Genomic DNA, 25,896 nt, shown 5'->3' with positions numbered 1-25,896 from the left:
TTGCTCCTAGACCGGGTCGAGGCCAATGAGACGGGCCGGGTTGTGCGCCGTCATGGTGCGGATTTCGTCCGGACTGAATTCGTAGTCGAGCAGCGTCGTGATCAGCGTGCGCATGCCCTGCACCGGCGTCGAGGCGGCGCGGATGCCGTAGTCGGTGCCGAGCACGAAATGCTCCGGTCCGACCTCGCGGATATCAGCCATCCACTGCGCGGCGGTGCGGCGCGGCCGCGGGATATCGCCTGAGCGGTCCATGTATTTCTTCTCGACGTAATAATGCGTGCGCGGCGCATGCGGATAGAGCCAGTCGACGAGGCAACCTTCCAGGAAAAAGCCGCGCCGCGCGGCATCCTTCTGCTGCTCGATCGAAAGCTGCTGGCGCGCCGGATGGGCGATCAGGACCTTGCGGATGCCAAATTCCTCGGCGAGATCAAGGATGCGCATCACCTCCGGTCCGGAGACATGGCCGGTGTTGAGATAGACGTCGGGATGGTCGGCGACCATCTGCAGGATCTCGGCGAGATCGTCGGAGATCCGGCCTTCCGTCGGGATGCGAACGGCGCGCGAAAGCTCGTCGCGTGCGAATTCGGGATAGGCGTCCTTGAACGGCACTAGCTCGCCGTCGATCAGGGTGGACTCCCGTGAGGCCGAAAAATAGGTGCAGTGCGAGCCGAAGGAGATGAAGCGGCAGCCTTCCTCCATGTAGAGCGCCGTGCGCACCGAGCGCGGATTGAGCCCGCCATGGCAGGAATTCATCAGATAGCCGCCGAAGGTGCGGATACCAGGCACATGGCGGTTGACCATCCACGCGGTGCCGGAGGCCCAGCCGAATACGTCATAGTACACGATGGCGCGCATGCCGGCCTCGCGCGCCTCGATCGCCACCTCGAACGGATCCTGGTGGCCGGGATTGGAGCGCAGCACCGGGCCGGCATGGACATGGCTATCGATGGCGCCGACAAGCAGCTCGGACGGCAGCTCCATCGATCGGTCGTAGAAATTCTCGCTCACGGTCATGATGCCGTCTTCTCCCGGTATGTCGGTTCGGAACTTTGCTTGTTGAGGTCGTCGGCCAGCCAGCAGGCGGCCCTGTGGCCGTCGCCGAGATCGGCCATCGGGGGCGCTTCGCGGCAGCGGTCATGCGCCAGTGGGCAGCGGGGCCGCACGGGGCACTCGCCGGATCTGGCGGCGCGGAGGTCGAGTTCGCCGTGCATGGGCGGCGCTTCGTCGCCACTGGGCTTGAGCCGCGGTGCGGCCGCGAGCAGTGCGCGCGTATAGGGATGCGACGGCGCCGTGAAGACGGCGTCGGCCGGGCCTTCCTCGACGATGACGCCGAGATACATCACGAGCACACGGCTCGCGACATAGCGGACAACCGCCACGTCGTGGCTGATGAACAGCATCGCGGTGCCGACTTCGGCCTGCAGAGCCTTCAGCGTCCGCAACACCTGCGCCTGGACCGAAACGTCAAGCGCCGACGTCGGCTCGTCGAGCACGATCACCTGCGGCTCGGAGGCGAGCGCGCGCATGATCGCGACGCGCTGGCGCTCGCCGCCAGAGAGCTGGTGCGGGTAGCGCTCGAGCGCGTCAGCATTCAGGCCGACCAGGCCGGCAAGCATTTCCAGTCGCGCCCGCCGGGCGCCGCGCGGCACGACGTCAAAATTCGCCAGCGCCTCGCCGACGAAGCGCGCCACGGTCATGCGCGGGTTCAACGACGTCTCCGGCTTCTGGAACACGACCTGGACATTCCGGCGGAAGGCGCGCCTGTCACGCCCGGACAGAGCGGTGAAATCCGTTCCGCCGACAACCACTTCGCCGCTATCGGGTCGCTCCAGGCCGACGATGCAGCGGCCGAGGGTCGTCTTTCCGCAGCCGCTTTCGCCGATCAGGCCGACGACTTCGCCGGTCGCGATTTCGAGAGAGACATTGCGAACGCCAACCGGCATCGCCTCGGGCTCAGCAGCATTCCTGAAGAGACGCAGAAGGTTGCGCACGGAGAGGGCAGGGGAATTCATGTGGCGTCCTCCCGATAGAGGATGCAGCGCACCTCATGGCCGGCCCGCGGCAGCAGCGCCGGCACGCCGGCCTCGCAATCCGGCTGCGCGAACGGGCAGCGATGCGAGAAGCGGCAGCGCTCGATATCGCTGCGTCCACCCCAGACGCTGCCGGCGAGCGGTTCCAGTTCATGCGGCGCATCGACATCCGGCACGGCGGCGATCAGCCCACGCGTGTAGGGATGGAGCGGCTCGGCGAAGACAGAGGCGAGCGGTCCGCGCTCGACGATCTGGCCGGCATGCAGGATCGTCAGGCCGGAGCAGTATTCGGCGACGAGCGACAGGTTGTGAGCGATCAGCACAATGGCGAGGTCGCGCTCTCGGCAGAGCCGCGTCAGGAAGCGCAGCAATTCACGTTCGGTCGTCACGTCAAGCGCCGTCGTCGGTTCGTCGGCAATCAGCAGACGCGGTTCCGTCGCCAGCGCGCAGGCCATGGCGACACGCTGCGCCTGACCGCCGCTGATCTGATGCGGATATTTGTCGGCGAGGTCGGCATGGTTGAGACCGCAGACCCGGAACAGCTCGATCGCCTCGCGGCGACAGGTGGATTTCGGTAGGCGCCCTGCAAGGACGCGCTCGACCTGAGCACCGGTGGTGAGGAACGGGCTGAGAGCGCCTTTGGCGTTCTGGAACAGGAGCGACACGCCATGCGAGAGATTGGAGCGGAGGCCGCGACGGTCGCTCGCGGCGAACCGCCGTCCGGCAAAGGAAACGTCGCCAGCGGTGATGTCCAGGCTCGCTGCGGCGAGCCCGACGCTCGCCATCATCGAGATCGATTTGCCCGACCCGCTTTCGCCGACAAGGCCGTAGATCTCGCCATGGCGCACCGAAAGGCTCATTCCCTCGACAATGCGGCGCCGGTGACCATCGCGAACCGTCTCGATCGTGAGGTCGCGCATCTCGAACAGGGCCGGGTCACTCATCTCAGCGGTCCTGCCTGCGTGGGTCCAGCCCGCTCTCGAGCGCATCGCCGAGCAGGTTGAGGCTGAAGATAGTCGTGCAGAGGATGAGCCCCGGGCAGATGCTCATCCACCACGCGCCCTGCACCAGGAACTTCGTTCCCTCGGCGACCATGACGCCGAGATCGGGGGTCGGCGGTCGGATGCCGATGCCGAGGAAGGACAGCACAGCGACATTGCCGACGGCCGCCGCGAGATTGAGGCTGGCGTGAATGGCGATCGGGTTCAGCGTGTTCGGCAGCACATGGCGGAACATGATGCCGAGTTCCGTGGCGCCTGAGCAGCGCGCGGCGTCGACATAGTCGAGATGCTTCACCGCCAACGTCTGGCCGCGGATGACGCGGGCATAGAGCGGGATGTTGATCAGCACCGTCACGATGACGATGCTGCCGACGCTCGGGCCGATGGCGAGGACCAGCACCATCGCGACGAGGATCAGCGGAAACGACTGTATGATGTCAACGAACCGCATCAGCGTGTCATCCAGCCAGCCGCCGCGATAGCCGCAGACGAGGCCGATCAGCGACCCGATCAGGATGGCGCCTGTCACGCCGACGCTGGCAACGATGAAGTCGATCCTGAGCGAGACCAGCGTGCGCGAGAACACGTCGCGGCCGAAATCGTCGGTGCCGAACCAATGCGCGCCCGACGGCGGCAGCAGCGTGTCCGGCGTGGTCAGGATCGGGTCATGCGTCGCCAGCAGCGGGCCGAAGGCCGCGACGAGCAACAGCACGGCCAGTATGACGACGCCGGCAAGGCCGAGCGGATCGCCGGCGAAGACGCGGGCATAGATCCTTCGCCAACTGGAATCACGGCTCGCCGGGAGCTTTGCGGCGGCGGTCATGGGCTCGCCTGCCACGCCGATCTCACTTGCCATAGCCATGACGGATCCTGGGGTCGATCAGGGCGTAGGAGAGGTCGACCAGAAGATTAGTGAGCGCGACGCCGGACGCGACGAGCAGGATGCAGGTCGAGACGGGCGCCATGTCCGAGGTGGTGATCGCGGTGACGGCATAGCGGCCGATGCCGGGCCAGGAGAATACCGTCTCGACGATCGCGGCACCGGCCAGCACATTGCCGACGACGAAGCCGAACGTCGTCACGATCGGTATCAGGGCGCCGCGGAACGCGTCGCCGAGCACGACCTGTCGTTCGCGGAGGCCGAGGGCGCGGCCGAAGGTGACATAATCCTCGCCGAGCGATTCCCCCATCGCGGCGCGCGTGATGCGGGCAAGCGGCGACACGACGCCGAGGCCGAGCACGAGGACCGGCAGGATCAGCTGCCGTCCAGCGGCGAGCGCGACATCGAACTTGCCGGAGAGGAGGCCGTCGAGCGTGTAGAAGCCCGTGAAAAAAGGCGGAGGCGAATATAGCGGCGACAACCGTCCCACCGGGGTGGGCGCCCAGCGCAGCTGATAGAACACGACGAAGATCAGCACGACGCCGAGCCAGAAGGCAGGCACGGACTGGATGGCGATGTTGACGAGGCGGAGCACGTGGTCGGTGGGTCGTCCTCGCCTGATTGCTGCAAACATGCCGAGCGGGATTGCGAGTGCCGTCCCCAGCAGGATGCCATAAACGGCGAGCTCCAGCGTCGCCGGAATGCGACGGGCAAGATCCTCGCCGACGCTGTTGCCGGTGCCGAGCGAACGCCCGAACTCGCCGCGGAACACCGATTCCATATAGCGCGCGTACTGGACGATCAGCGGCTGATCGAGGCCCATCTGCCGGCGCATTTCGGCGCGCTGTTCGTTCGAGATGTCGGGATAGCGGCTCGTCACCGGATCGGACGGCAGCAGATAGGCCATCGAGAAGGCGACGGCGCTGATCCCGATGAGCACCACGATGCTGATGGCGACGCGCCGGAGCACATAGCTGAGGACGGGTGGGATTCGCATCGGTCTCATCAATTCCGGAGAATGAGGCCGCGCGCCGGCCAAGGCGGCGCGCGGCTCTGCGAGCAGGGGCTCAGTTGCAGGGGCGCAGCCAGGAGAAGGTGATCGTGCCCCAAGGGAACTTGTTCACGTCGCAAACCCGGCTTGAGACCGCGGCATTCCAGTTCACCTGGAACAGCGGCGCTGCCAGATGCTCGCCGTTCAGGATGCCGAGCACCTCGTTCTGCAGCTTCATGTAGTCCGGTTCGTCGTCCTGCGGGATCAGCAGCGCGGCGAGTACGTCCTTGTCGACGGTCGCATTGGAGAACTGGATGTGATTGGTCGCGCTGTCGGTGCGATACATCCAGTAGGCCCAGTACATGAAGTCGTTCCACCACGGTCCCATCGAGTGAATGGAGACCTTGAGGTCACGCTTGCCCCAGGCGGCATCGTCGAAGGCGTTCTGGGTCAGCGGCTTGATCTGCATGTCGATGCCGATGCCGCGCAGCGCGTCCTGGATGATGACGGCGGCCGCCATATTGCTCGAGCCCTGCACGACCGGCACCTCGAAGGAGGGGACGTTGCCGGCATATTTGCTCTCGGCGACGAGCTTTTTCGCCGCCTCGACATCGGTGGTGAAATAGGGATCGGCGACATAGCCCGGCGTCGACACGCCAACGAGGTTCTGCACCGGCGTGCAGAAGTCCTTGCAGACTTCCTTGACCAGGCGGTCATACGGGATCGCCTTGATCACGGCTTCGCGGATCTTGATGTCGTCGAAGGGCGCGACGTCGGGCTTCCAGCGCAGCACCGCCACGTCCTGCTGGGAGGGAACGCTGAAGACCTTGACAGCGCCGGATTTGGCAAGCGTCGCATATTCGTTTGCCGTGACGAAGGCGAAGTCTGCTTCGCCGCTCTCCATCAGCAGCGCCCGCGTCTGTGGATCGGGCACGACGCGGAACATCACTTCCGAGTAATAGGGCTTGGCGTCGCCCCAATAGTCCTTGTTGGCTGTGATGGTGATCGCCTCGCCGCTCTGCTGTTCGCCGAGCTTGTACGGGCCGGAGCCCATGGCATTCTTCTTGATCCAGTCGACGCACCAGGTGTCGCCCTCGGCGCGTCCCTTCTCGCAGGCGGCCTTCGACATCACGGTGAGCGACATCGAGGCGAAGTTGCGCAGCGAATAGCGTCCCATTCCATCGGGGTAGGTGAACTGGATGGTCTGGGGATCGATCACCTTCATCTGGTCGGTCTTGAAGATGCCGCCGGTCTCGATCTGCGTCGTGCCCCAACCCATACGGCCCTCGAGCGCCCGCTGGATCGACCAGTAGACATCGTCAGCCGTCACCGGGCTGCCGTCCCAGAACTTGGCATTCGGGTTCAGATGGAAGGTCAGCGTCTTCTTGTCGGGCGAGACGTCCCAGGAGGTTGCGAGCCGGGGCACGATCTTCGTCTGGTCGGCGATGCCGGTCGCGGGGTCGATCTCGTAGGTGACGAGGGTATCGAACAGCTCCATCGCCATCTGGCCGACAAAGGCCGAGGTGTTCTGCGGATCGAGCGTTGCCGGATATTCATGGTGCAGGTAGATCAGCCGCGGTCCGGCGCCGACCTCATCGGCAGCCAGCGGCTTGGGCGCGAATACAGGCTCGGCCTCAGCCGTTCCCGCAAGGGTCACGGCAGCCGTCATGAATGCCGCCAGGATCGGCAGGGCGCGGTGTCTCGACATCAGTTACCCTCTGTTTCGCAGGCGTCGCCGCACCCCGGTGCGGCCCGGAACCGGATGTCCGGATCCTGTCTTGTGATGGGTCGAGGGTAGTTTTCGGGCGCGCATGGCTTCAAGTTCACCTTCGGCGCAAACGCGGATACGAACGTATCCGTATCGATCTCCACGTGCCGGCGCGGTTGATCAGCAACGTCTCGTGCGTGCGACGGATCGGGGCTGCATCTCGGGCGTTTCCGCCTGATGAAGATCGCGACCTTCAACGTCAACGGTATCAACGGGAGGCTGCCGGTCCTGCTGCGCTGGCTGGCTGAGGCCGCGCCGGATGTCGTTTGCCTGCAGGAACTGAAGGCACCGGACGACAAGTTTCCGGCAGCGGCGCTGAGCCAGGCCGGCTATGGCGCTGTGTGGCAGGGGCAGAAAGCTTGGAACGGCGTCGCCATCCTCGCCCGCGGCGGCGAGCCGATCGAGACGCGCCGCGGCCTGCCCGGCGAGGACGAGGACAGCCACAGCCGCTATATCGAGGCGGCGGTGAACGGCGTGCTGATCGGGTGCCTCTATCTGCCGAATGGCAATCCGGCTCCCGGAGCGAAGCTCGACTACAAGCTTCGCTGGTTCGAGCGGCTCACGGCGCATGCCGCCGATCTGCTGGCGACCGGCGCCCCGGTCGTGCTCGCGGGGGACTACAATGTCATGCCGACCGAACTCGACGTCTACAAGCCCGAGCGCTGGGTGGATGACGCGCTGTTCCGGCCGGAGGTGCGCGCGGCGTTCCATGCCCTGGTCGCGCAAGGCTGGCGGGATGCGATCCGGAGCCTGCATCCGAACGAGCGCATCTACACTTTCTGGGACTATTTCCGGAACGCCTTTGGCCGCAATGCCGGGCTGCGGCTTGATCATCTGCTGCTCAGTCCCGCGATCGCATCGCGCCTGACGGCTGCCGGCGTCGATCAGGCGGTGCGCGGCTGGGACAAGGCCAGTGATCATGCCCCGGCCTGGATCGAGCTTGCCGATGTCGCGACACCCGCCCGCCGCCGCGGCTCCCGCAAGCCCGCGAAGCCGACCGAAGGCTGACCGCTGATCCTGGCTGCGGGAACTTTCTGCTGAAGGCGTTGACGGCCCGGCATGCGACGGCCATGAACGCTGCGACATGGGGCGGGGAGGCCAATCATGGAAGCGAGAGCAGGAACGGCAGCGAAGGAGCAACGAGTCTTCGCGAAGGTGGCGCGGCGGCTCATCCCCTTCATGATGCTGCTTTATCTGGTCAGTTTCCTCGACCGCGTGAATGTCGGTTTCGCGGCGCTCACCATGAACGCCGATCTCGGCTTGTCCCCTGAGGTCTTTGGCTGGGGCGCGGGCATCTTCTTCCTCGGTTATTTCCTCTTCGAAGTTCCCTCGAATCTCGTGCTCGAAAAGGTCGGTGCGCGGTTGTGGATCTGCCGCATCATGATCACCTGGGGGCTGATCTCCGCCGCGACCGCCTTTGCGACTGGCCCCACCTCGTTCTTCATCCTGCGCTTCCTGCTGGGGGCTGCCGAGGCCGGCTTCCTGCCCGGCATGATCCTTTATCTTGGCTACTGGTTTCCACTCGCCATACGGGCGCGCTACATCGCGCTGTTCATGGCAGCGGTCCCCATCGCCAGTGCGGTTGGCTCGCCCTTGTCGGCCTTGGTGATGGAAACGCACGGTTTCCTCGGGCTCGCCGGTTGGCAGTGGCTCTTCATCATCGAGGGGCTGCCCGCCACGCTGCTCGGGCTTGTGGTGCTGGTCCTCCTGCCGAACGGCCCCGCTGACGCGCGCTGGCTGAACGAGGATGAGCGGCGGGTCATCGCAGCAAGCATCGCCGCCGACCATGCGGTGAGTGGTGCCGCGACTCGCCACAGCCTGTGGCCGGCGCTGCGCGATCCGCGCGTGCTGATGCTCGGACTCATCTATTTCGGTCTGGTCGTCGGGCTCTACGGTATCGGCCTGTGGCTGCCGCAGATTATCCAGAGCTTGGGCTATGACACGCGGCAGATCGGATCCATTCTGATCCTGCCCTATGCTGTCAGCGCGCTCGCCATGCTGGCCTGGGGCCGGCATAGCGACCGGACCGGCGAGAGGGTGCTACATGTGGCGGCGGCGGCCTTTCTGGGCGCCATCGGACTGGTGGCGAGCGTGCATGTCACCTCGCATATCCTCGCCATTGCCGCGGTGACCTGCGCATCGGTCGGCATCTATGCGGCGCTCGGTCCATTCTGGGCCGTGCCACCGCTTTTCCTGCGCGGCACCGCGGCTGCGGCCGGCATCGCGCTTATCAATTCCATCGGCAATCTCGGCGGCTTTGTCGGCCCCTATGCCGTCGGATTCATCAAGGAAGCCACTGGCCGGTTTACGGCCGGATTCGAGCTGCTTGCGGCCGTGGTCTGCGTCGCCGGATTGTTGGCGATCCTGCTCCGCGTCATGCTGAGGCGCCGCGCCATGTCTGGCGATCAGCGCCAGCTCGCGCGTTAGGGCGATCGGCGCGCCCCTCGATGCCGGGGTCTGCCTATGTCGTCGATGGCCTGCCGGTAGGAGCGCGTTAGGGCGATCCTCGACATGGCCATGGTCCGCTTCAACGCCTTCGTACGGACGGTGCGCGAACTGGAAAAGGCTCGCGGCCAGCGTTCGCCGAACCGGCGGCTACCGGACCGACGGGCATCTGGTCCTGCCGGTCAGCAGCCTGACCGGCGCGCCACACCTGTCAGAAGCGGATATCCAGCGTGCCCTGCACCGCATTGTCGGTCGCGTCGTCGGCGATCTGGCCGGAATAGCGAAGGCCGAAATCGACCCGGCTCGTCGGCCGGAAGCCGATGAACGCGTCGATGAGCGCCGCATCCTGTGCGATCGGCAGACCGGCGACCGTGAAGGCCGAGGAGCCGAGGAACGCAGCGGTCGCTTGTGGCGTGATGTCTCCGAAAGCGTGCTGCCAGCCGAGGCTGCCACGGGTGAGCAGCTGCAATCCATTGCCGATATCAAATGCCTGACCGAGGCGCATGCCGAGGACGTTGAACGTCGTCGACATGGTGCTTTCGGCGAAGGTGAGCGCAGCAGCGCCGCCGGTCTCCCAGAAGCCGTCCATCGTCAGATTGACATAGGCCAGGTTGACGTAGGGCTCCAAGACGGCGCGGCCGAGCCGGACGTCATAGGCCGCCTCGCCGAAGACCTGCGCGGTTCCGCCCTGATAGTCGGCCGACAGGAATTCGGCTGTCGTTGGCAGGAGAGCCGTGCGGCCCGTCGCGATGTCGTGCCACGTATAGCCGGCACCGAACCTAAGGCTGGCATCGCCCTGCCGGGTGCCGCCATAGATGGCGACGTCGTAATTGTCGCTCGTGCCGCCACCACCCACGCCATCGAGCGAGAAGTCGGACTGGCTGTAGCCGCCGGCGAGGCCGACCCTCCAGGCATCGCCGAGCGCAGCATCGGCTCCGAGCAGGAAGCCGCCGATCGAGCGCGACACCGCGGCGGCATTGCCATCGGACCAGCTATTGCCCCAAGCGCCATAGGCCTGCGTCCATGCCGTCGCATCAAGGCCGGGGGCCAGCCGGGCCGTCTGGCTGCCGGAGGCCTCCGGGCCAGCGGCATCCGAAAAGGCCTGGCGGACACGGCCGGTCACCGCATCGCGCAGATAGATCGACTGCTGCTGCAGCGTGCTTTCCGCCGACGCGGCGATCTCGCCCGAGAGGCTGTCGAAGACGGACGGGACCTCGGCGATGGACATCAGCGCCAAGGCCTGGTTGAGCGGAGACTGGAGCCCGAGCGTTTCCGCGGCCGACGCGGCCATGCGCTCGTTCTGCGTGACGGCGAAGTCTTCGAAGCGCAGCGCGCTGCGTCCGAGCGTCAACACGCCGGTTCCGTCGAGACTGGCGCCAAGGAAGGGAAAGGGCGAGGCAGTCGATCCGAAGAAGGGCGATGCGACCGTGAAATTGGACGCGATCGAACCCGCCTGGATCACGGAATAGCTGTTGCCGAGCACCGGCTCGAAGCCGTTCGCCGCCGCAAGATAGAGCGTCGCGCCGTCGGCCACCAGCGTGCCGCCGACCACCAGCAGGTCGGACAGCCCGTTGGCACCGAGTTCGGCATAAAGCACCGAGCCCGGCTCGAAGGTGGCATCGCCGCTGACGATGATCGTTCCGACCGAATTGCCCGGCGAGACAAGCGCGCCGGGCTTGGCGCTGAGCGTTCCCACCGTGCCGTTGCCGGAGTGCTGATTATAGACCGTGAGCGTCCCGGTCACCGTGCCCTGGTTGGCGATAGGGCCCGTGCTGGTGACGTCGCCCTCGATCTCGCCGGTATTGGTCAGCGAACCCGTATTGGTGATGTTGCCGTCGACGAGATTGCTGTTCGAGAATGTTCCGGAATTTGTGACGTCGCCCGTCAGCGTCCCGCTATTGGTCCAGGAGCCGCTATTGTTCACGGCGCCGACAAAGCTTCCCGAATTGTCGACCGTTCCGGCATTGACGAAGGCCGCGCCGGAATTGGCGCCGACGAAGAGGCCGTCATTGACCAGAATGTTCCCCGCGGCGACCGCATAGCCATTGTTGTAGTTGTAGAAGCTCGCGCCGCTCGCGACCGTCAGGTTGCCGGTCATGGTTCCGTTCAGGGCCGTGGTGCCCGATGCCGCGGTCACGCCGCCGCCATTGGTGACGGCGCCGTTCAAGACGACCGTGCCACCATTCAGCGTGAGGCTGCCCGGGCCGAAGATGCCGGCGTCGAAGGTCGCAGTGGTCGAGGTGTTGATGGTGCTGGCATCGAGCAGCATCACCGGCAGGTCGGTCTCGAAAGCCTGCGTCAATGTCAGCGGACCGGTTGCGGCGATCAGCTGCGTGACGCTGGCATTGGTGGCGCCGCTGAAGCCGTTCGCGGCAACGCCAAGAAAACCGCCGTCGGCATCGAAGAGAACGTTGAAGCCGGCATAGGTGTGCAGGCCTGAATTCACGAATGCGGCGGCGGGCGGGCCGATTGTGACGGTGCCGGGGGTCTGCGGATTGGCGGTGTCGCCGACGACGAAACTGTATGTGGCGCTGCCGCCCGCGAGGCTGATCGTGATCACCGTGCCCGCCGTGGCCGGCCCTTCCGTGCCACCCGGAATTTCGAAGAACGAGCCGGTGATGCCCGTGTCCATCAGCAGCGTAGCCGTGCTCGACGTGCCGGCAAGCGTGACATCGGCCGCGACGGATTGCCAGTTGCTGGTGGCGCCGTTTGTCCCGGCGCTGTTGAGAACGAGCTGCGCGTAAGTGAAGGCTTGCGACGAGGTGTTGGCCGCGGTGAGGCCGAGTTCGACGCCGGTTGGCGTGATGATATAGCCGCGTCTCAACGCACCCTCGGCCATGCCGTCGATATTGAGAAAAAGATTATAGGCTTCCGACGTTGTGGGCGCTGCATTCAGCTGTTCGTTCAACTGCTTGCCGGAGAGAGACAGGTCGACGCTGCCGGTGCCCATCGTGTTGCGATCATAACCGACGCCCATCATGCTGACGCTATTCTTGGACGCTTCGGCATCGCAGGGATCGCTGCCGACGCCGAGGCAATAGGCCTCCGTGACGACAAGCACCGGCAATGTGGCTGTCACCGTGGTCGGGTTGCCATTGGCATCCGTCCCATTGTCGAGTTCGACCGTATAGTCGTTGAAATAGCCTGTCAGGAGCAGTCCCGAGCTGTTGTAATACTCCCATCCGGGCGTCCCCGAAGTGGAATAGCTCGCGACGTGGTTGGCCGAGAGGACGAGGCCGACCGAGCCAGTGTCCATCGTCACGGTGACCGGGCTGCCTCCAACGCTGAGCCCGACGTGAAGTGTATCCTTGTCTGCCAAAGCCGTTTCGAGAGAATTGGCATAGGTGACCGAATAGGACTGGGTATAGCCGTCATAGAGGTTCCACCCCGCGGCGTGCACCCTGTCGGGGACGAAGCCGAGCGTCAGCGCCAGGACACTGGCCGATGCCAACAAGGCAGACCCGCGTGCAGGCAGCCAGCCGGACTGTGACGCGGGGAATTGCGACACGACTTCACCCTTCCTGACAAACGGGCAAATCCATAGCCGCAGGCACGACATCGATTTCGCCAGATGATGGTGCCGATCATCGACGAATCTCGGCTCTGTAACCGATTGTTGCTGAGCCACAAAGAAGACGCAATCGCCCTTTGGGCGCGATACACAGCACTGGTGACGCGGGATCAGAACGCCGCTTCAATCCCGCGTCGGCCAGTAATGCCGTGGCGCGAGACGATCGGGTGCGGCGCGAAGCCCAGCTCGCGAGCACATGGGCCGCGACGCACGCGCGGGTTCCAGGCGGAGATGATGCGTCTGACGTGTGGGTCACGCGAAATAGTTGGGCCTATTCTTTCGCTGGATCCCCTATGACGAAGAAGTTCTGGACGGCGATGCCGCGCCGAAGCATCTTTCGTGCACGAAGCGTCGCAAGCTTGCAAATGGCGATTCTGAGGTGTGCTGGTGCGGCCTTCGATCGAAGATTGCTAATCAGACGGACGATCGTCGGGAGGAATCGCGCCAACAGCGCGACCGTCAATCGTCCGGCCAACAAGAAACCATCCGTGGGAGGATAGACATCGTGAAGTTCATTCGACAGCTTCTGGCGACGACGGTTGCCGTCTGTGCCCTGGCAACGGTCGCGCATGCGGCCGGCCCCGAAATCGTCGCGGGGCCGAGCGCCGACCCCGCCTGCTTCAAGCCCTGGGCGGCCGAGACCAAGTTCTTCAAGTTCCCGAAGAAGGAAGGTCCATACCGGATTGCGCTTGCCAACGGCTTCATCGGCAATACCTGGCGCATCCAGATGATCCAGACGGCCAAGGCCTATGCCGAGCAGCCGGACGTCAAGGCGAAGCTCAAGGAATTCAAGGTCGTCTCGACCGGTGACGACGTCGCCGCGCAGATCGCCGCCGTCGATAACTTCATTAATTCCGGCTACGACGCGATCATCGTGAACGCGCAGAACCCGACTTCCTTCAAGCCGGTGATCAAGCGCGCCAAGGCGGCTGGTGTCGTGCTCGTCGCCTTCGACAACACGCTCGACACCGACGAGGCGATCAATGTCAACGTCAACCAGAAGGGCCTTGGCGAGCTCTGGGGGCAGTGGCTGGTCGATCATCTGCCCGATGGCGGCAAGGTGCTCGAGGTACGCGGCGTCACCGGCACGTCGGTCGATCGCGATCGGCATGAGGGTGTCCAGGAAGTGCTCGGCAAGTCGGGCAAGAAGTTCGAGACAGTCGAGGTCATCGGCCGCTGGGACGACGGCACGGCGCAGAAGGTGACGGCAGATGCGGTGGCCGTGCACAAGAAGTTCGACGGAGTCACGGTCCAGGGTGGGTCGACCGGCACGGTCCGCGCGCTGATGGATGCCGGTCATCCATTCGTGCCCGTCGGCGGCGAAACGGAAAACGGTTTCCGCAAGCTCTGTGCCGAACATTCGGCCGATGGCCTTAAGTGCACGTCGGCCGGAAGCGGCCCGGCTCAGGTGGCCGTCGCTATCAAGACCGCCATCGCCGCGCTCGAGGGCGACGTGGTGCCGCAATCGATCGCGCTGCCGCTCGCCATCGACCACGATCCGGACTTCAAGGACGGCGTGAACTTCTATTCGAAGGAATCCGACAACTTCTTCGTCGGCAACTCGTTCCCGGATTGCGGCATCAACTTCACCGCCCAGGAAATCATGGGGCAGAGCAAAGAGAACCAGTAGGGCTTCAGGCCTCGGCCGGCGGGTCATATCGGCCCGCCGGTTCTGTTCGTCCTCCAGCGCTGCGGATTTTTCCCTTGCATGACCGAAAGCCTTATCTCGAGCTCAAGCAGATCTCGAAGCGCTATGGCGGCGTTGCCGCGCTCACTGGGGTCGACTTCTCGGTCTATCCCGGCGAAATCCAGGCCGTTCTGGGCGAGAACGGCGCCGGAAAGTCCACGCTGATCAAGATCGCTTCCGGCGTCACGGATCCGACCGAAGGCGAGGTGCTGGTCGAGGGCAAACCCGTCCGGTTCAGATCGCCGACCGAGGCGATGCGTGCTGGCGTCGTCTGCGTGTTCCAGGAATTGTCGCTCCTGCCGGAGATGACGGTCGCCGACAATCTCTCGATCATCGACCCGCCGAAATGGCTCGGCCTGATCGATGCCAAGGGGCAGCGTGAGCGCGCCCGCGCACTCCTCAAGCGTGTCGGCTGCGAGGACGTCCATCCGCTCGAACTCGTGCGCGACCTGCCGCTGTCCCGTCGCCAGATGGTGGAGATCGCGAAGGCACTTGGCCGCAACCCGCGCATTCTCATTCTCGACGAGGCGACGTCTGCCCTTACGGCCGACGATGTCGAGCGCGTCTACGGCATCATCCGTGACCTGAAGGCCTCTGGCGTCGGCATCCTCTATGTCTCGCATCGCATGCGCGAGATCGAGGCGCTGGCCGACACGGCGACGGTCTTCCGCAACGGCCGCAAGATCGAGACCTTTACGAAAGGGGCTCGTTCAGTCGATGCCATCATCGAAATGATGATCGGCCGCGAGGTCACCCACCAATATCCGGAGAAACCTGACCCCTCGACTGACAAGCCCGTCGCTTTGGCCGCGGCCAATCTCGCCTGGGGGCGCGAGATCCAGGATATCTCGTTCAATCTGAGGAAGGGCGAGATCGTGGGCCTTGGCGGTCTCGACGGGCAGGGCCAGCGCGAACTGCTCCTGGCACTGTTCGGCGTGCTCAGGGGTGTTTCGGGCACCGTGGCCGTCGATGGCAAGCCGCTCCTGCTCGATGGTCCGCGAAGGGCCATGCATGCCCCGCTGCCGATGGCTCTGATCCCGGAGGATCGGAAGACCGAAGGCCTGATGCTGCCGATGAGCGTGCGGGACAACATGACACTCGCCGCGCTGCCGCATCTCGCCGGCCGCTTCGGTGTCGATCGCGACAAGGAAAATGCCGCCGTCCAGTCGATGGTCGATCGGCTGCGGGTCAAGACACCTGACATGCTGGCGCCGGTCTCCGCCTTGTCGGGCGGCAACCAGCAGAAGGTCGTGCTGGCGAAATGGCTGATGACGGAGCCTGGCATCATCCTCCTCAATGACCCCACGCGCGGCATCGATGTCGGCACCAAGCAGGAGATCTACCGCCTGATGCGGGAACTCGCGAACCAGGGGGCTGCCATCCTGTTCTATTCGACTGATTATGCGGAGCTGATCGGCTGCTGCGACCGCGTGCTCGTCATCTATGGCGGTCGTATCCGCCGCGAACTGGCGGGGGAGACGCTCAACGAGCGCAGTCTGCTGCAGAGCGCCCTCAATGTCGACGCGACGGAGCAGGCAGCATGACGACCACTGGCACAAGGCGCTCGGCGTTGAGCAATTGGCGCTTCTGGTTCGCGCATAATTCCGGGGTCCTCACCGCCGCGGCGCTCTTCGTGGCGATGTTCACGCTCTATATCTCCAATCACAGCGCCGGGCTGACGCCGGCCGTTGCCACCACCGCCGCCAACAAGGCCGTGCTGCTGGCGCTGGTCGCCATGGCCCAGACGTTGCCCGTTCTCACGCGCGGTCTCGACCTATCGGTCGGCATGGTGTTCGTGATGGCCAACTGCATCGCCTCGGTCATCGTGGTCGGGACGGTGGGCGAGGGTCTGCTTGGCATTCTCGCCGTCCTCGCCATCGGCGCATTGGCCGGCTTCATCAACGGCGCCATCGTTGTCTGGGGTCGACTGCAGCCGATCATCACCACGCTCGCGACCGGCGCCGTCTACTACGGAATTTCGCTGTTCGTTCGCCCGGGTCCCGGCGGCGATGTCCAGTCCGACATCGCCGACTTCCTGACTGGCCAATTGTTCGACACCGTTCCGGCAGCCCTGGTCGTGCTGCTCTTCGTGGTGCTGGTGGTTTGGATTCCCTATCGCCGCTCGGTCCTCGGCCGCGCTGCCTACGCCGTCGGCTCGAACGAGCAGGCCGCCTACATGTCCGGCGTACCCGTGCAGAGGGCGAAGCTGCTGGCCTACACTTTGGCCGGGCTGCTCGCCTCCGTCGCCGGGCTGATGCTTACATTCAACACCTATTCGGGCGAGGCATCCGCGCCGATCGCCGGCAGCTATACGCTGAACTCGATTGCGGCGGTCGTCATCGGCGGCACCTCGCTGTTCGGTGGCTGGGGCTCGGCGATCGGCTCAATCTTCGGCGCCTTCGTTCTGCGCACGATCGAAGATCTGCTGTTCGTCTTCGATCTCCCGCCGCTCTGGCAGCCCCTGTTCCAGGGCGTCGTGCTGCTGATTGCCGTCAGCCTCGGCGCCTTGCGCATTCTGCGCGTTCGCAATCGATTGGAGCTCTTCTCGTGACCGGCGTCGATATCGGATCCACGCGTGGCCCGAGGCTTGCCGAGCGTCTCGGAATCGACCGTTCGGTCGCGATCGCTTTCGCCTGCATCCTGCTCATTCTGGCAGGCGGGGCGATGTATTCCCGCGAATTTCTGTCGCCGGAGTATCTCTTGCAGCAGCTGCAGGTCGGCGCCTTTCTCGGCATCATCGCCTCGGGCGCGATGATGGTGATCCTGCTCGGCCATATCGACTTGTCGATTCCTTGGGTAGTAACGCTCGGAGCGATGATGGCGACCGCGATGGTCGGCTGGGGCGGCGCAGCCGGAATCTGGCTCTGTATCCCGTTTGGCGTCTTTTGCGGCGCGGTGATCGGCGTCCTGAACGGTGTCGGCGTCGCCTATCTGCGCCTGCCATCGATGATCTTCACGCTCGGCATGAACGCGGTTGTGCAGGGGCTGATGGTGCTGCACACGGGAGGCTTCGCGCCGCTCGACCAAGCGACACCCGCCATGCATTTCATCGCCGTGCAGCGCAGCCTGTTCGGTATTCCAAACGCCCTGTTCGTCTGGGCGCTGGTCGGCTGCTTCGTCATCTACGTGCTGAAGCGAACGGCGTTCGGCCGTGCCGTCTATGCCGTCGGCAATCAGGAAGCCGCCGCCTATCTCTCGGGCGTCAACACCAACCGCGTGCTGATCGGTTGCTTTGCCTTCTCCGGGGCCATGGCGGCCTTTGCCGGCGTGCTGCTCGCCGGCTATTCCAACAAGGCCTATCAGAACATGGGCGACGCCTACCTACTGCCGGCGATCGCGGCCGTCGTCTTGGGCGGCACCAACATCCTTGGCGGGCGCGGCAATTATCTCGGAACCATCGCCGGCGTTATCTTGATCACGCTTCTGCAGTCCATCCTGTCCGTCATGCAGATGCCGGAAGCTGGCCGCCAGGTCATCTATGGCTGCGTCATCATCGCGATGCTGCTGATCTACGGGCGAAGCGCCAAGGCGAGAAGCTGACACGGCTGTCCGCGGGCCTGACTGCCAGCGGACGCGCTGGCTGAACATCGACCCTATGTCATAAGCGCATCGGGCCGCTGTCCACTATGAGCATCTCGCCCGAGCTTCCTCTCTGCCGGCGCAGCGTTCTTCATAATGATCGCCTCGCGGCGAGGGGTGCGCGTGTCATTGCGCGGCGCCGTCGATCACCGCCGCCACTGCATCGGCCTCTGAGACCAGACCGGCATGGCTTGCGGGAATCTCGGTGACGGAAGCCTTCATGCGCCCGGCGAAGAAGCGCTGGGCATCGGGCGGGATCACCATGTCCTTGGTGGTCACGACATAGAAGGTCGGCTTGTCGTGCCAAGCGGCGACCTCTGCCACCGCGCCGAAATTGGCCGGGTTGGAGGGGATCTGCGTCGCTGCCATCGCCTCGGCTTCCGCCTTGGGGAGGTCGCCGGCGAAAAGGGTAGGGAAGGCGGCAGGATCGAAGATCAGCCCGCCCTCGGCATTCGGGCGGATCGCCTTCGTGCCCTCGCTGGGCGGTGCGCCTTCGAGAAGCTTGTTCAGCGATTCGCCCTTGTCGGGAGCGAAGGCCGAGACATAGACCAGCGCCTTGACCTTCTGGTCGCTGCCGGCCTCCCCGATGACGACGCCGCCCCAGGAATGGGCGACCAGCACGGTCGGCCCGGACTGGGCATCGAGCGCCGCCTTGGTCGCCGTGACGTCATCGGCGAGCGAGGTGAGCGGGTTCTTGACCTGCGTCACCGAAAAGCCTTTCGCCTTGAGGATGGCGGCGACCTTGTCCCAGCTCGTCTCGTCGGCGAAGGCGCCGTGGACGAGGACGACATTTTTGGCCTTCTCCTGAGCGACGGCCGCTGTCGCGCCGAGGGTGGCAGCGGCGAGAAGGAGGGTGGTCATCACGATCTGCATGTTGCTCTCCACGAATGAGTCAGGGTCTTGATGACGCCGGCCTGCTTTCAGGGCAGAGGCTCGGGAACGGGCATGTCGAAGGCGTTGAGAACCATGGCGATCAGAGCATAGCCGCCGATGAGAAAGACGAGTTCGCCGGTGCCCTCCCGGCCGAGAAGCGCGGTTGCACGCTCGAAGGTCGAGGCGGGAAGGATGCGTCCGTCCAGCAGGGCGTTGGCGACGTCATGAGCGATGCCCGCCTCGTTTGAGAGATCCGCCGGCCTTCGACCCGCAGCCAATGTCGCGATCTGCGCCTCCGTGAGCCCGGCCACGGCACCCATGATCTCATGCGCATAGAGTTCGTAGCGGGCATTGAGCCGGGCTCCGACTGTCAGGATCGCCGTCTCGCGCACGGGTGGCGGCAGCTTGGCTTCGGTTCCGATCGCGGCGAGGAACTGCAAGGCCGGAATGCCGAAAGCGGGGAAATGCAGCATGGCCGGGAAGGGGCCGATAAGCGCGCCGTCCGTATCCTCGGCCACGATCTGCGGCTGCTTTCGAACCATCAGCCCGACGATGGTGTCGTGGACGCTCCGAAGTGCAGGCGACAGGCTGTCGGGTGGCAGCGGGCGAAGGCGCATGGCGATCTCCTAGAGGCCTTCGGCATACCGGCCGTCGATCAGGACGAAGGCCATGCGACAGACTGTGTCGGATCGATTGGACCAAGCATGGCTGGTGCCACGCTGGATCACGACATCGCCGGCGTGCAGCAGCGTCTCGCTCGCATCGAGAACCAGCGTCATCTCGCCGTCGAGGACGATGCCGTAGTCGATCGTTTCCGTCCGATGCATCAGCGGATGGGCGCCCGTCTTGAAGCGCGAAGCATCGCCTCCCCCCATAGCCCCGAACGCCGCCTGAGCGCCGGCGGCACCCAGCAGCCGGATCGCGTCGCCTTCCGGTGGGAAATCGATGATGCGGATGCGCGTCCCATTTGTGGGCGGGGCGAGAACCAGGCCGTTCTCGTCCGGTTCGGCCTCATGTCGCAGGATCGGGGGCGGGGCTGCCCCCGTGTTCCAGATCTCGAAGAAGGTTGCACCGCCCGGGCCACCGACCAGAACCGAACGTGTCGGCGGCGCGTCGGACAGAATGACGGCCCGTCCGACCTCGTCATGGCCTGTAACGATGCGCCTGAATGTCCCTCGCAAGTCTCGTCTCCCGTGATGGCGTGCCGCTGCACGAGCGGCGCTTGCGGCCTATTTGGCAAAGCGAAAGCTCTCGGACGGTGGCGGTCAGTTAGTCTGATGTTGCACGCCAGGACTCGCCCTGATCTGCTGATGGCCAGAGCACTTAGCGGTCGTACAAGCAAATGTAGCAGCGCCGCCGTTCCGGTTATTTCAAAATCTTGCTTTTCTGCTCTGGTGTCGTCACGCTCTTTTGCTAAGCTGTTGACCTTCATTGCAGTTGTAGATGTTCTCGTCCGTCAGGACGTCTTGACAGGTCGCTGCATGTCCCAATCTCGCACTTCCGCCGGCCTCGACGCGCGCGGCCTCCCGATCTGCGACGCGGCCTTGAGCGAGGCTACGCCGATCAATCATCGGGAGAATGTCGAGCGGTTCCGGATGACGCCGATCCGCAGCATCGGCATCGGCACCAAGTCTTCGCTCAAGGCGTCGTTCTGGCGGACCGATCTTGAGGACACCGAGGTCGCGGGCGATCCCGATTATGCAGCAGTCATGGTGCATCTCGGCGGCGCGCTCGTTCGGCGCAATGCCGAACGCATTCCCGGCGCGATCGGCTCGATGTCGATGCAGCCTTTCGAGACCACGCGATGGCGCCTCGACGGCATGGTGAGCTTCGTGCATATCTTCGTGCCCGTGGCGCTGATGGGCGATGTCAGCGAGAGCCTGTTCAGCCGCGACTTCGGCGCCGAACATCTGGCGGTGCCCTGGGCGACGCGCGATCGCCAACTCTTTGCCGCTGTCAGCGCCGTCCAATCCGGTCTGCTTGCCGGTGAGCCGACCAGCCTGCTCCTCGACAGCTGGGCGCTGATCCTGTCCGATCTCCTCGTCCGCCGCTTTTCAACGCATTCAGGACGCCCCGTAAGGATCTCGAAGGGCAGGATTCCCGCACGCGGCGTCGCACTGGTCGTCGACTATATCGAGGCCAATATCGACAAAGACCTCGATCTCGCCGAGCTCTCCAGCGTCGCGTCGATGAGTGTCTATCATTTCGCCCGGCGCTTTAAGGAAACGGTCGGCATCAGTCCGCACGCCTATGTGCGGAGGCGCCGTGTCCTGAGAGCAAGGTCCTTGCTCGACCGTCAGGTCATCGGTCTCGCGGAGGTCGCGGCTATGTGCGGCTTCTCGAGTCAGGCCCATCTGACGACGGTGTTCCGAAGCCAACTGGGCGTCACACCGGGCCAATACAAGCGAATGGCCGGGTGAAGTCCGGCCCGTTCTCTGCGAACAACGTGCCACTCAGTTTGAGCACGCGCTTCAATCGTTTGAGTGCGGCCAGTTATCCATTGCCACGGCACGTATCGGTCCATTGAGCTTAAACCGGTGCCCGCTCTTCTCCGTCGGCATTCGTCCCAACGTTTGTTCGTCCGCCGAGACGGCGTTGGCCGCACGAACCGCACCAAGTGCCAGAACTCATCGAGCACCACCAGCTATTGCTAGACCTTATTCATTCGTTCTGCCTCGCTCATCTATGCTATGCTCGTCGCACAATTCTCGGAGAGTCCACCGACCATCACACCACAGCAGTAGCCGGCGCGATCGAGCCATCGCCGACTGGAAGCTCGTTCGTTCGTGCTCTGGAGATCAATGGCAATGGCAGACGCGCTAAAGGTCGGCGACCTAGTTCGCTTGGTGTTCGGAGGCCGGGTCGTGGCCATCCACTCAGTCGATACGACGCCGGGCGGAACCGTGATGATCGGCTGCGGATTCGTAGACCAGGCCAGTGTTTCAAAGCTTCCCCTTCCGCTCGGACGCCGGCCGACAATTCACTGAGGCACCACCCTCATCCTTCCTGCCTCGCCGCGCGCGACCTTCCCGCGCATCGTCTGGCAGTGGCCGGTGCACCGGAACTGCTTGGCGCCAAACAAGCGACGCTTGCTTGCCACAGGCTTGCCGGCGCGCATCAACCTGCCCGATAGGAGTGGCGGCGGAGCTCGACAATGTCTCGACCTCCGCCCGGCCAGGTTCATTTTACCTTTCACACGTAACTACCGAGGAGTGACGGGTCCGGAATCCGCGTCGTGCAAATGCTCGCCGGCATCCCCTATGATCGGCTCGCGGCGATGGTCGCGCTAACCGAACCGCAAGAAAGAGGAGATCAGCGCCCATGTGCACCTCGCTCGGCTACCAGGATTCTGCCGGCAAGGCCTATTTCGGCCGCACGCTGGAATTGACCATGGATCTTCCCCTTGAGGTGACCTTCTTCCCGACCGGATACGAAACGGTCTCCGAAGTGGAGGGGCAACCGGCGCTGACACTCACAAGTCGGCACGCGATTGCGGTGACGATGCCTTACCGGCCGCCGACCCCGCAGGCGCCGCTCGGCTTTTCCGACCTCAAGATACTGGAGGGGCCCAACGACAAGGGGCTTACCTTCAGCCTCCTGTCCTATCCGGCGGCCGGGGGTACCCAGAAGTCGGCGGACGTCACCCGGTCCGTGCTTTCGGCCTCCGACCTCGGCGCCTGGGCGGTTGGCCAGTTCGAGACGGTCGCCGAAGTGAAGACGGCGTTTACCGTCCAACCGGTGATGCTGCAGCCGCTCGGCCTTCTCGGCGGCGCCGAGTCCCCATTCCACTATGTCGTCCACGATGCAACCGGCCTGCTCCATCGCCAGATGGGCTCGGCCTGAGGCGCCTGGATCCGCCAGGCGACCGCCGCCTTTGCGAGACCTGGTAAAGTTCCCCGCGCCTTTCCGACACGCTGTTGGGCAGGCACAAAAGGCGAGAATTGCGTACGCATGTGGGACTGGTTTGCAGCTGCCTTGCGGGACAATCCCGCCATCGCACTCTTTCTGACCGTGGCCGTCGCCTATCCGATCGGGACGTTCCGCTATCGGGGGATCAGCCTGGGAACGGTGGCAGCCACGCTCATCGTCGGGATCCTGATCGGACAATTGCGGATCGACATCTCGCACAATGTCGCGATCGTCTTCTTCCTGCTCTTTCTTTTCGCCATCGGCTATCGGGTCGGCCCGCAATTCGTTCGCGGCGTGGCCCGGGACGGCGCGCCTCAAGCGCTGTTCGCCGTCGTGATGTGCGCCGTGTCGTTCGACACTGCTTATGGCGCGGCGCGAATGGCCGGCTATGATCTCTCCTACGGGTCGGGGCTCTTCGCCGGCGCGGCCACGGCGTCGGCTGCGCTCGGCCTTTCCACCAGTGCGATCCAGGGCCTCGGCCTTTCTGCAGATGAGACCCGTGCCATGGTCGGGGCGCTCTCGACCGCTTTCGCCATGACCTACATCTTCGGCACGATCGGTCCGATCCTCATCATTTCGCAACTGGGGCCGCGGGTGCTCCGCATCGATCTGGCCAAAGCCTGTCGCGCCTACGAGAAGCGGCTGGGCGGATCGGCCCACGGCGCCGGAACTTCATGGCATCATTACGTACTGCGAACCTACCGTCTGTTCGAGGGCTCGCCGCAGATCGGAAGAACGATCGAAGAGATCGAGGTCCGCGAGACCCGATCCCGGTGCTTCTTCGGCCAGCTTCGCCGCGACAGAGCCCTTCTCGAACCTCATCCGGCGACGGTGCTGAGGTCCGGGGACGTCGTCAGCATTGCCGGACCGCGCGGCGGCCTGCAACGGCTCTTCGACGTCGGCGCGGAGGAGGTCGAAGATCTCGAACTGCTGACGATACCGACAACTGGTGTCGATGTCGTCGTCACCCGGCGGGCAGTCGATGGCAAGACCCTCGCCGAACTCGCACATATGGAGGCGACACACGGCATCTTCCTCACGCGCATCCGTCGCGGCGCCATGGGGGACGAGATCCCCATTCTGCCCAACACAGCGATCCATCGGGGCGACGTGCTGACGGTCGTCGGTCAGCCCGAGCGAATCCGGGCCTCGATAGCCACCATCGGCCGGGCGGACTTTTCCGACAAGGAAACCGACGTCACAACGATGTTCCTCATGATCGCGATCGGCGCTCTCGTCGGAGTGCCGGTTCTAATGCTGGGCGGCGTCCCGCTGACGCTCTCCACGGCCGGTGGCGTCCTCTTCGCCGGGATCGCGGCGGGATGGCAGCGTTCGACCTTCCCGACCTTCGGGAATATTCCTCCGCCCGTCATCTGGTTCATGAACGTCGTCGGCCTCAACCTCTTCATCGCGGTCATCGGAATTACCTCGGGTTCGAGTTTCGTCGAGGGGGTCCAGCATGTCGGGCTGCCGCTGTTCCTGTGGGGCATGCTGGCAACCAGCCTGCCGGTGACACTCGGACTGCTGATCGGGAAGTATATCTTCCGGTTCGACGATGCGCTCGTTCTCGGCTGCTGCGCAGGCGCCAGCACGTCGACGGCAACGCTGGGCCTCCTGACAGACCAAGCGGAAAGCCAGGTTCCCACCCTCGGCTATACGATCCCCTATGCTGTCTCCAATACGCTCCTGACGATCGGCGGGATCCTCATGGTGACCTTCCTCAAATGAGGGCGTTCTGTTTCGCGTTCGGGTCTGGCAACGGCAGGCCGGCCAGGATCGGGCTCAGCCTGGCGCTTTTTCCATCGCCGCTGGTTTCCGCCTAGACACATACAGTCGTCGAGGTCGGCGGACGCCACTTACTGCAGGATCAATCGTCTCAGCAGAGACACGAGTTCGACCTGCCGACTGACGCCGACCTTTGAAAATATGCGCTTGAGGACGACCCGGGCGGTGCCCTCCGAGATGCCGAGCGCCCTTGCCGCCTCCTTTACGTCCCGGCTGCCGGCGAGCAGGGACGCCAGGCGCGCCTCTCCCGTCGTCAATCCGAACACCTTGCGGATGATCGTCGGCTCGATCAGCTGATCGGTCTCCAGGTCTTTCGCCAGCATCAGGACGTGTTTCTCGGGCTTCACGAAGCCAAGGGCATCGGCCGAGGTTCCGACGAGCGGCGCCGTCCATACCACGAGGCGCTTCTCACCCTCGGGGTCGGAAATGGTGGCTGGATGCGGGATCTGTTCGCGGAGGCGCGTGTCCGCCTGCGCTCGTTCAACGGTCGAGACGAAGTCCTCGACATCGGCCGAGATGGTCGGCCGGAGACCGTCTTCGCTTTCGACGAAATAGCGGCCGACAAGCTTCCCCGCAGACCGGTTGAGCCGGAGGGGGCGCATCTTCTCGTCAAGGATGAGTGCCGGCTGGTCCATCGCGTCAAAGGCCTCTGCGACCGTGCTGCCGGCGACCTTCGACTTCAGGTAGGCCGCCGTTATCCTCAGCGACTGCTCGAGGTGACGGGCGAGCAGCAGCAGGGCCTTCCGGTCAGCGTCCTCGAACGACCCCTCGGAACGGGCCCGGCAGACAACAATGCTGGTGGGACTCCCGAGTTCCGAATGAATGATGGACGCCATCACATGGGAGATCCCGAAGCGGGAAAGGAAGTCGGCATAGAAAGCATTCCGCGATGCTTCCGAAAGATCGAGAATGTCCTGCTCCGTATAGACATCGCCGGCATGAAAGCCGGCCGGAATCCTTCCTTCGAGCCAGGGGTTTCGCCCAGACCATCCCTCGTCCAGATATGAACCCACCGCATCGGCGATGCCGGCCGAACAGGATGGAACAGTCCAGCCCTGCGGAGACTTCGCGAATATGACTGCGCCAACCGAGGCGGAAAGTGCTGCAACTCTTTCCAGGGCCGATGTCCAGAGGTCCGCGCTCAAGGACGCCTCGTAGAGGCTGTAGATCGCGCCGTCGATATCCAGCGGCGCCGCGTTTCCATCGGCAGACGACAGGTTCGATACAGTCAAAGCGCCATTCCCGCCGTCATCGTTGCATCAGTCCAAAGATCGGTCCCGGATCGTCGACTTCGCGACGTGCATGCCCACGCCTCGGTGGTGGATCAATGCCGATCCGCGAAGCGGGACAGCCATAGCAGATGTCTTCAGCCGGCCA

20 protein-coding genes and 1 pseudogene are annotated in these 25,896 nt (G+C 64.4%); 10 read left to right on the top strand and 11 right to left on the bottom strand.

The window, feature by feature from the left end; genetic code table 11:
- Nucleotides 1–6 precede the first annotated feature (6 nt).
- From BUB39_RS17565 to BUB39_RS17540, 6 genes are all read right to left on the bottom strand, one after another.
- Nucleotides 7–1,014 carry a DUF6282 family protein gene (locus BUB39_RS17565; protein WP_073055995.1) on the bottom strand — a complete coding sequence of 336 codons (1,008 nt, stop codon included), beginning with the start codon at nt 1,012–1,014 and terminating at the stop codon, nt 7–9.
- Complete coding sequence (locus tag BUB39_RS17560) at nt 1,011–2,012, bottom strand: oligopeptide/dipeptide ABC transporter ATP-binding protein (protein WP_073055992.1); 1,002 nt, start codon at nt 2,010–2,012, stop codon at nt 1,011–1,013. Before BUB39_RS17560 ends, BUB39_RS17565 begins: the two co-directional genes overlap by 4 nt.
- Nucleotides 2,009–2,974 carry an ABC transporter ATP-binding protein gene (locus BUB39_RS17555; protein WP_073055990.1) on the bottom strand — a complete coding sequence of 322 codons (966 nt, stop codon included), beginning with the start codon at nt 2,972–2,974 and terminating at the stop codon, nt 2,009–2,011. The genes BUB39_RS17560 and BUB39_RS17555 overlap by 4 nt, the downstream gene beginning before the upstream one ends.
- Nucleotide 2,975: 1 nt before the next feature.
- Nucleotides 2,976–3,893, bottom strand: a complete 918-nt coding sequence (locus BUB39_RS17550) for an ABC transporter permease (RefSeq protein WP_244540293.1) — start codon at nt 3,891–3,893, stop codon at nt 2,976–2,978.
- Nucleotides 3,877–4,908 carry an ABC transporter permease gene (locus BUB39_RS17545; RefSeq protein WP_073055988.1) on the bottom strand — a complete coding sequence of 344 codons (1,032 nt, stop codon included), beginning with the start codon at nt 4,906–4,908 and terminating at the stop codon, nt 3,877–3,879. The genes BUB39_RS17550 and BUB39_RS17545 overlap by 17 nt, the downstream gene beginning before the upstream one ends.
- Nucleotides 4,909–4,978: 70 nt before the next feature.
- The gene (locus BUB39_RS17540; protein WP_073055986.1) at nt 4,979–6,610 is read right to left on the bottom strand and encodes an ABC transporter substrate-binding protein; all 1,632 of its coding nucleotides are present in this window, start codon (nt 6,608–6,610) and stop codon (nt 4,979–4,981) included.
- 237 nt (nt 6,611–6,847) lie between these two features.
- On the opposite strand from BUB39_RS17540, the gene xth reads away from it, so the two are divergent.
- From xth to BUB39_RS25800, 3 genes and pseudogenes are all read left to right on the top strand, one after another.
- On the top strand, nt 6,848–7,678 hold the full coding sequence (gene xth / locus BUB39_RS17535) for an exodeoxyribonuclease III (RefSeq protein ID WP_073055983.1): 831 nt from the start codon (nt 6,848–6,850) through the stop codon (nt 7,676–7,678).
- A gap of 96 nt (nt 7,679–7,774) precedes the next feature.
- Entirely contained in the window at nt 7,775–9,097 is a 1,323-nt protein-coding gene (locus BUB39_RS17530; RefSeq protein WP_073055981.1) for an MFS transporter, read from the top strand.
- Nucleotides 9,098–9,126: 29 nt separating this feature from the next.
- Nucleotides 9,127–9,277 (top strand): annotated as a pseudogene (locus tag BUB39_RS25800) (two-component system response regulator); the annotation flags it as partial.
- 49 nt (nt 9,278–9,326) lie between these two features.
- On the opposite strand, the gene BUB39_RS17525 reads toward BUB39_RS25800, so the two are convergent.
- Nucleotides 9,327–12,623: an autotransporter outer membrane beta-barrel domain-containing protein gene (locus tag BUB39_RS17525; protein ID WP_073055979.1), complete on the bottom strand. Its 3,297-nt coding sequence runs from the start codon at nt 12,621–12,623 to the stop codon at nt 9,327–9,329.
- Nucleotides 12,624–13,200: 577 nt separating this feature from the next.
- Here BUB39_RS17525 and BUB39_RS17520 point away from each other — a divergent pair.
- From BUB39_RS17520 to BUB39_RS17505, 4 genes are all read left to right on the top strand, one after another.
- Nucleotides 13,201–14,316 carry a sugar ABC transporter substrate-binding protein gene (locus tag BUB39_RS17520; RefSeq protein WP_073056834.1) on the top strand — a complete coding sequence of 372 codons (1,116 nt, stop codon included), beginning with the start codon at nt 13,201–13,203 and terminating at the stop codon, nt 14,314–14,316.
- Between the two features lie 74 nt (nt 14,317–14,390).
- On the top strand, nt 14,391–15,917 hold the full coding sequence (locus tag BUB39_RS17515) for a sugar ABC transporter ATP-binding protein (protein WP_073055967.1): 1,527 nt from the start codon (nt 14,391–14,393) through the stop codon (nt 15,915–15,917).
- A 26-nt stretch (nt 15,918–15,943) separates the two neighbouring features.
- The gene (locus BUB39_RS17510) at nt 15,944–16,924 is read left to right on the top strand and encodes an ABC transporter permease (protein WP_073056831.1); all 981 of its coding nucleotides are present in this window, start codon (nt 15,944–15,946) and stop codon (nt 16,922–16,924) included.
- Between the two features lie 11 nt (nt 16,925–16,935).
- Nucleotides 16,936–17,913 carry an ABC transporter permease gene (locus tag BUB39_RS17505; RefSeq protein ID WP_425292922.1) on the top strand — a complete coding sequence of 326 codons (978 nt, stop codon included), beginning with the start codon at nt 16,936–16,938 and terminating at the stop codon, nt 17,911–17,913.
- A 165-nt stretch (nt 17,914–18,078) separates the two neighbouring features.
- On the opposite strand, the gene BUB39_RS17500 is transcribed toward BUB39_RS17505, so the two are convergent.
- The 3 genes from BUB39_RS17500 to BUB39_RS25260 are packed head-to-tail and all read right to left on the bottom strand — an operon-like array spanning nt 18,079 to nt 20,006.
- Complete coding sequence (locus BUB39_RS17500) at nt 18,079–18,825, bottom strand: alpha/beta fold hydrolase (protein ID WP_073055962.1); 747 nt, start codon at nt 18,823–18,825, stop codon at nt 18,079–18,081.
- 47 nt (nt 18,826–18,872) lie between these two features.
- Nucleotides 18,873–19,442, bottom strand: coding sequence for a carboxymuconolactone decarboxylase family protein (locus tag BUB39_RS17495; RefSeq protein WP_073055959.1), 570 nt, complete (start codon nt 19,440–19,442; stop codon nt 18,873–18,875).
- Nucleotides 19,443–19,451: 9 nt separating this feature from the next.
- Complete coding sequence (locus BUB39_RS25260; RefSeq protein WP_073055957.1) at nt 19,452–20,006, bottom strand: cupin domain-containing protein; 555 nt, start codon at nt 20,004–20,006, stop codon at nt 19,452–19,454.
- A gap of 300 nt (nt 20,007–20,306) precedes the next feature.
- Between BUB39_RS25260 and BUB39_RS25035 the strand changes: the two genes are divergently transcribed.
- The 3 genes from BUB39_RS25035 (at nt 20,307) to aspT (ending at nt 24,462) form a co-directional block, all read left to right on the top strand.
- Complete coding sequence (locus tag BUB39_RS25035) at nt 20,307–21,245, top strand: AraC family transcriptional regulator (RefSeq protein ID WP_073055955.1); 939 nt, start codon at nt 20,307–20,309, stop codon at nt 21,243–21,245.
- A 901-nt stretch (nt 21,246–22,146) separates the two neighbouring features.
- Nucleotides 22,147–22,668: a linear amide C-N hydrolase gene (locus BUB39_RS17475; RefSeq protein WP_084527572.1), complete on the top strand. Its 522-nt coding sequence runs from the start codon at nt 22,147–22,149 to the stop codon at nt 22,666–22,668.
- Nucleotides 22,669–22,776: 108 nt separating this feature from the next.
- Nucleotides 22,777–24,462, top strand: a complete 1,686-nt coding sequence (gene aspT, locus BUB39_RS17470) for an aspartate-alanine antiporter (RefSeq protein ID WP_073055951.1) — start codon at nt 22,777–22,779, stop codon at nt 24,460–24,462.
- Between the two features lie 128 nt (nt 24,463–24,590).
- On the opposite strand, the gene BUB39_RS17465 is transcribed toward aspT, so the two are convergent.
- Nucleotides 24,591–25,751, bottom strand: coding sequence for a helix-turn-helix transcriptional regulator (locus BUB39_RS17465; RefSeq protein WP_073055949.1), 1,161 nt, complete (start codon nt 25,749–25,751; stop codon nt 24,591–24,593).
- Nucleotides 25,752–25,896: the final 145 nt, after the last annotated feature.

It is taken from the genome of Kaistia soli DSM 19436 (assembly GCF_900129325.1).
Lineage (GTDB): Bacteria > Pseudomonadota > Alphaproteobacteria > Rhizobiales > Kaistiaceae > Kaistia > Kaistia soli.
Note: the sequence above shows the minus strand (reverse complement) of the source record. Positions and strands in the feature narration are given on the sequence as shown.

What these genes read in the sequence shown, in the direction of transcription:
- BUB39_RS17565 (WP_073055995.1), bottom strand. Translation starts at nt 1,014, where the DNA reads ATGACCGTGAGCGAGAATTTCTACGACCGATCGATGGAGCTGCCGTCC.
- BUB39_RS17560 (WP_073055992.1), bottom strand. Translation starts at nt 2,012, where the DNA reads ATGAATTCCCCTGCCCTCTCCGTGCGCAACCTTCTGCGTCTCTTCAGG.
- BUB39_RS17555 (WP_073055990.1), bottom strand. Translation starts at nt 2,974, where the DNA reads ATGAGTGACCCGGCCCTGTTCGAGATGCGCGACCTCACGATCGAGACG.
- BUB39_RS17550 (WP_244540293.1), bottom strand. Translation starts at nt 3,893, where the DNA reads ATGGCTATGGCAAGTGAGATCGGCGTGGCAGGCGAGCCCATGACCGCC.
- BUB39_RS17545 (WP_073055988.1), bottom strand. Translation starts at nt 4,908, where the DNA reads ATGCGAATCCCACCCGTCCTCAGCTATGTGCTCCGGCGCGTCGCCATC.
- BUB39_RS17540 (WP_073055986.1), bottom strand. Translation starts at nt 6,610, where the DNA reads ATGTCGAGACACCGCGCCCTGCCGATCCTGGCGGCATTCATGACGGCT.
- xth (WP_073055983.1), top strand. Translation starts at nt 6,848, where the DNA reads ATGAAGATCGCGACCTTCAACGTCAACGGTATCAACGGGAGGCTGCCG.
- BUB39_RS17530 (WP_073055981.1), top strand. Translation starts at nt 7,775, where the DNA reads ATGGAAGCGAGAGCAGGAACGGCAGCGAAGGAGCAACGAGTCTTCGCG.
- BUB39_RS17500 (WP_073055962.1), bottom strand. Translation starts at nt 18,825, where the DNA reads ATGCAGATCGTGATGACCACCCTCCTTCTCGCCGCTGCCACCCTCGGC.
- BUB39_RS17495 (WP_073055959.1), bottom strand. Translation starts at nt 19,442, where the DNA reads ATGCGCCTTCGCCCGCTGCCACCCGACAGCCTGTCGCCTGCACTTCGG.
- BUB39_RS25035 (WP_073055955.1), top strand. Translation starts at nt 20,307, where the DNA reads ATGTCCCAATCTCGCACTTCCGCCGGCCTCGACGCGCGCGGCCTCCCG.
- BUB39_RS17475 (WP_084527572.1), top strand. Translation starts at nt 22,147, where the DNA reads ATGTGCACCTCGCTCGGCTACCAGGATTCTGCCGGCAAGGCCTATTTC.
- aspT (WP_073055951.1), top strand. Translation starts at nt 22,777, where the DNA reads ATGTGGGACTGGTTTGCAGCTGCCTTGCGGGACAATCCCGCCATCGCA.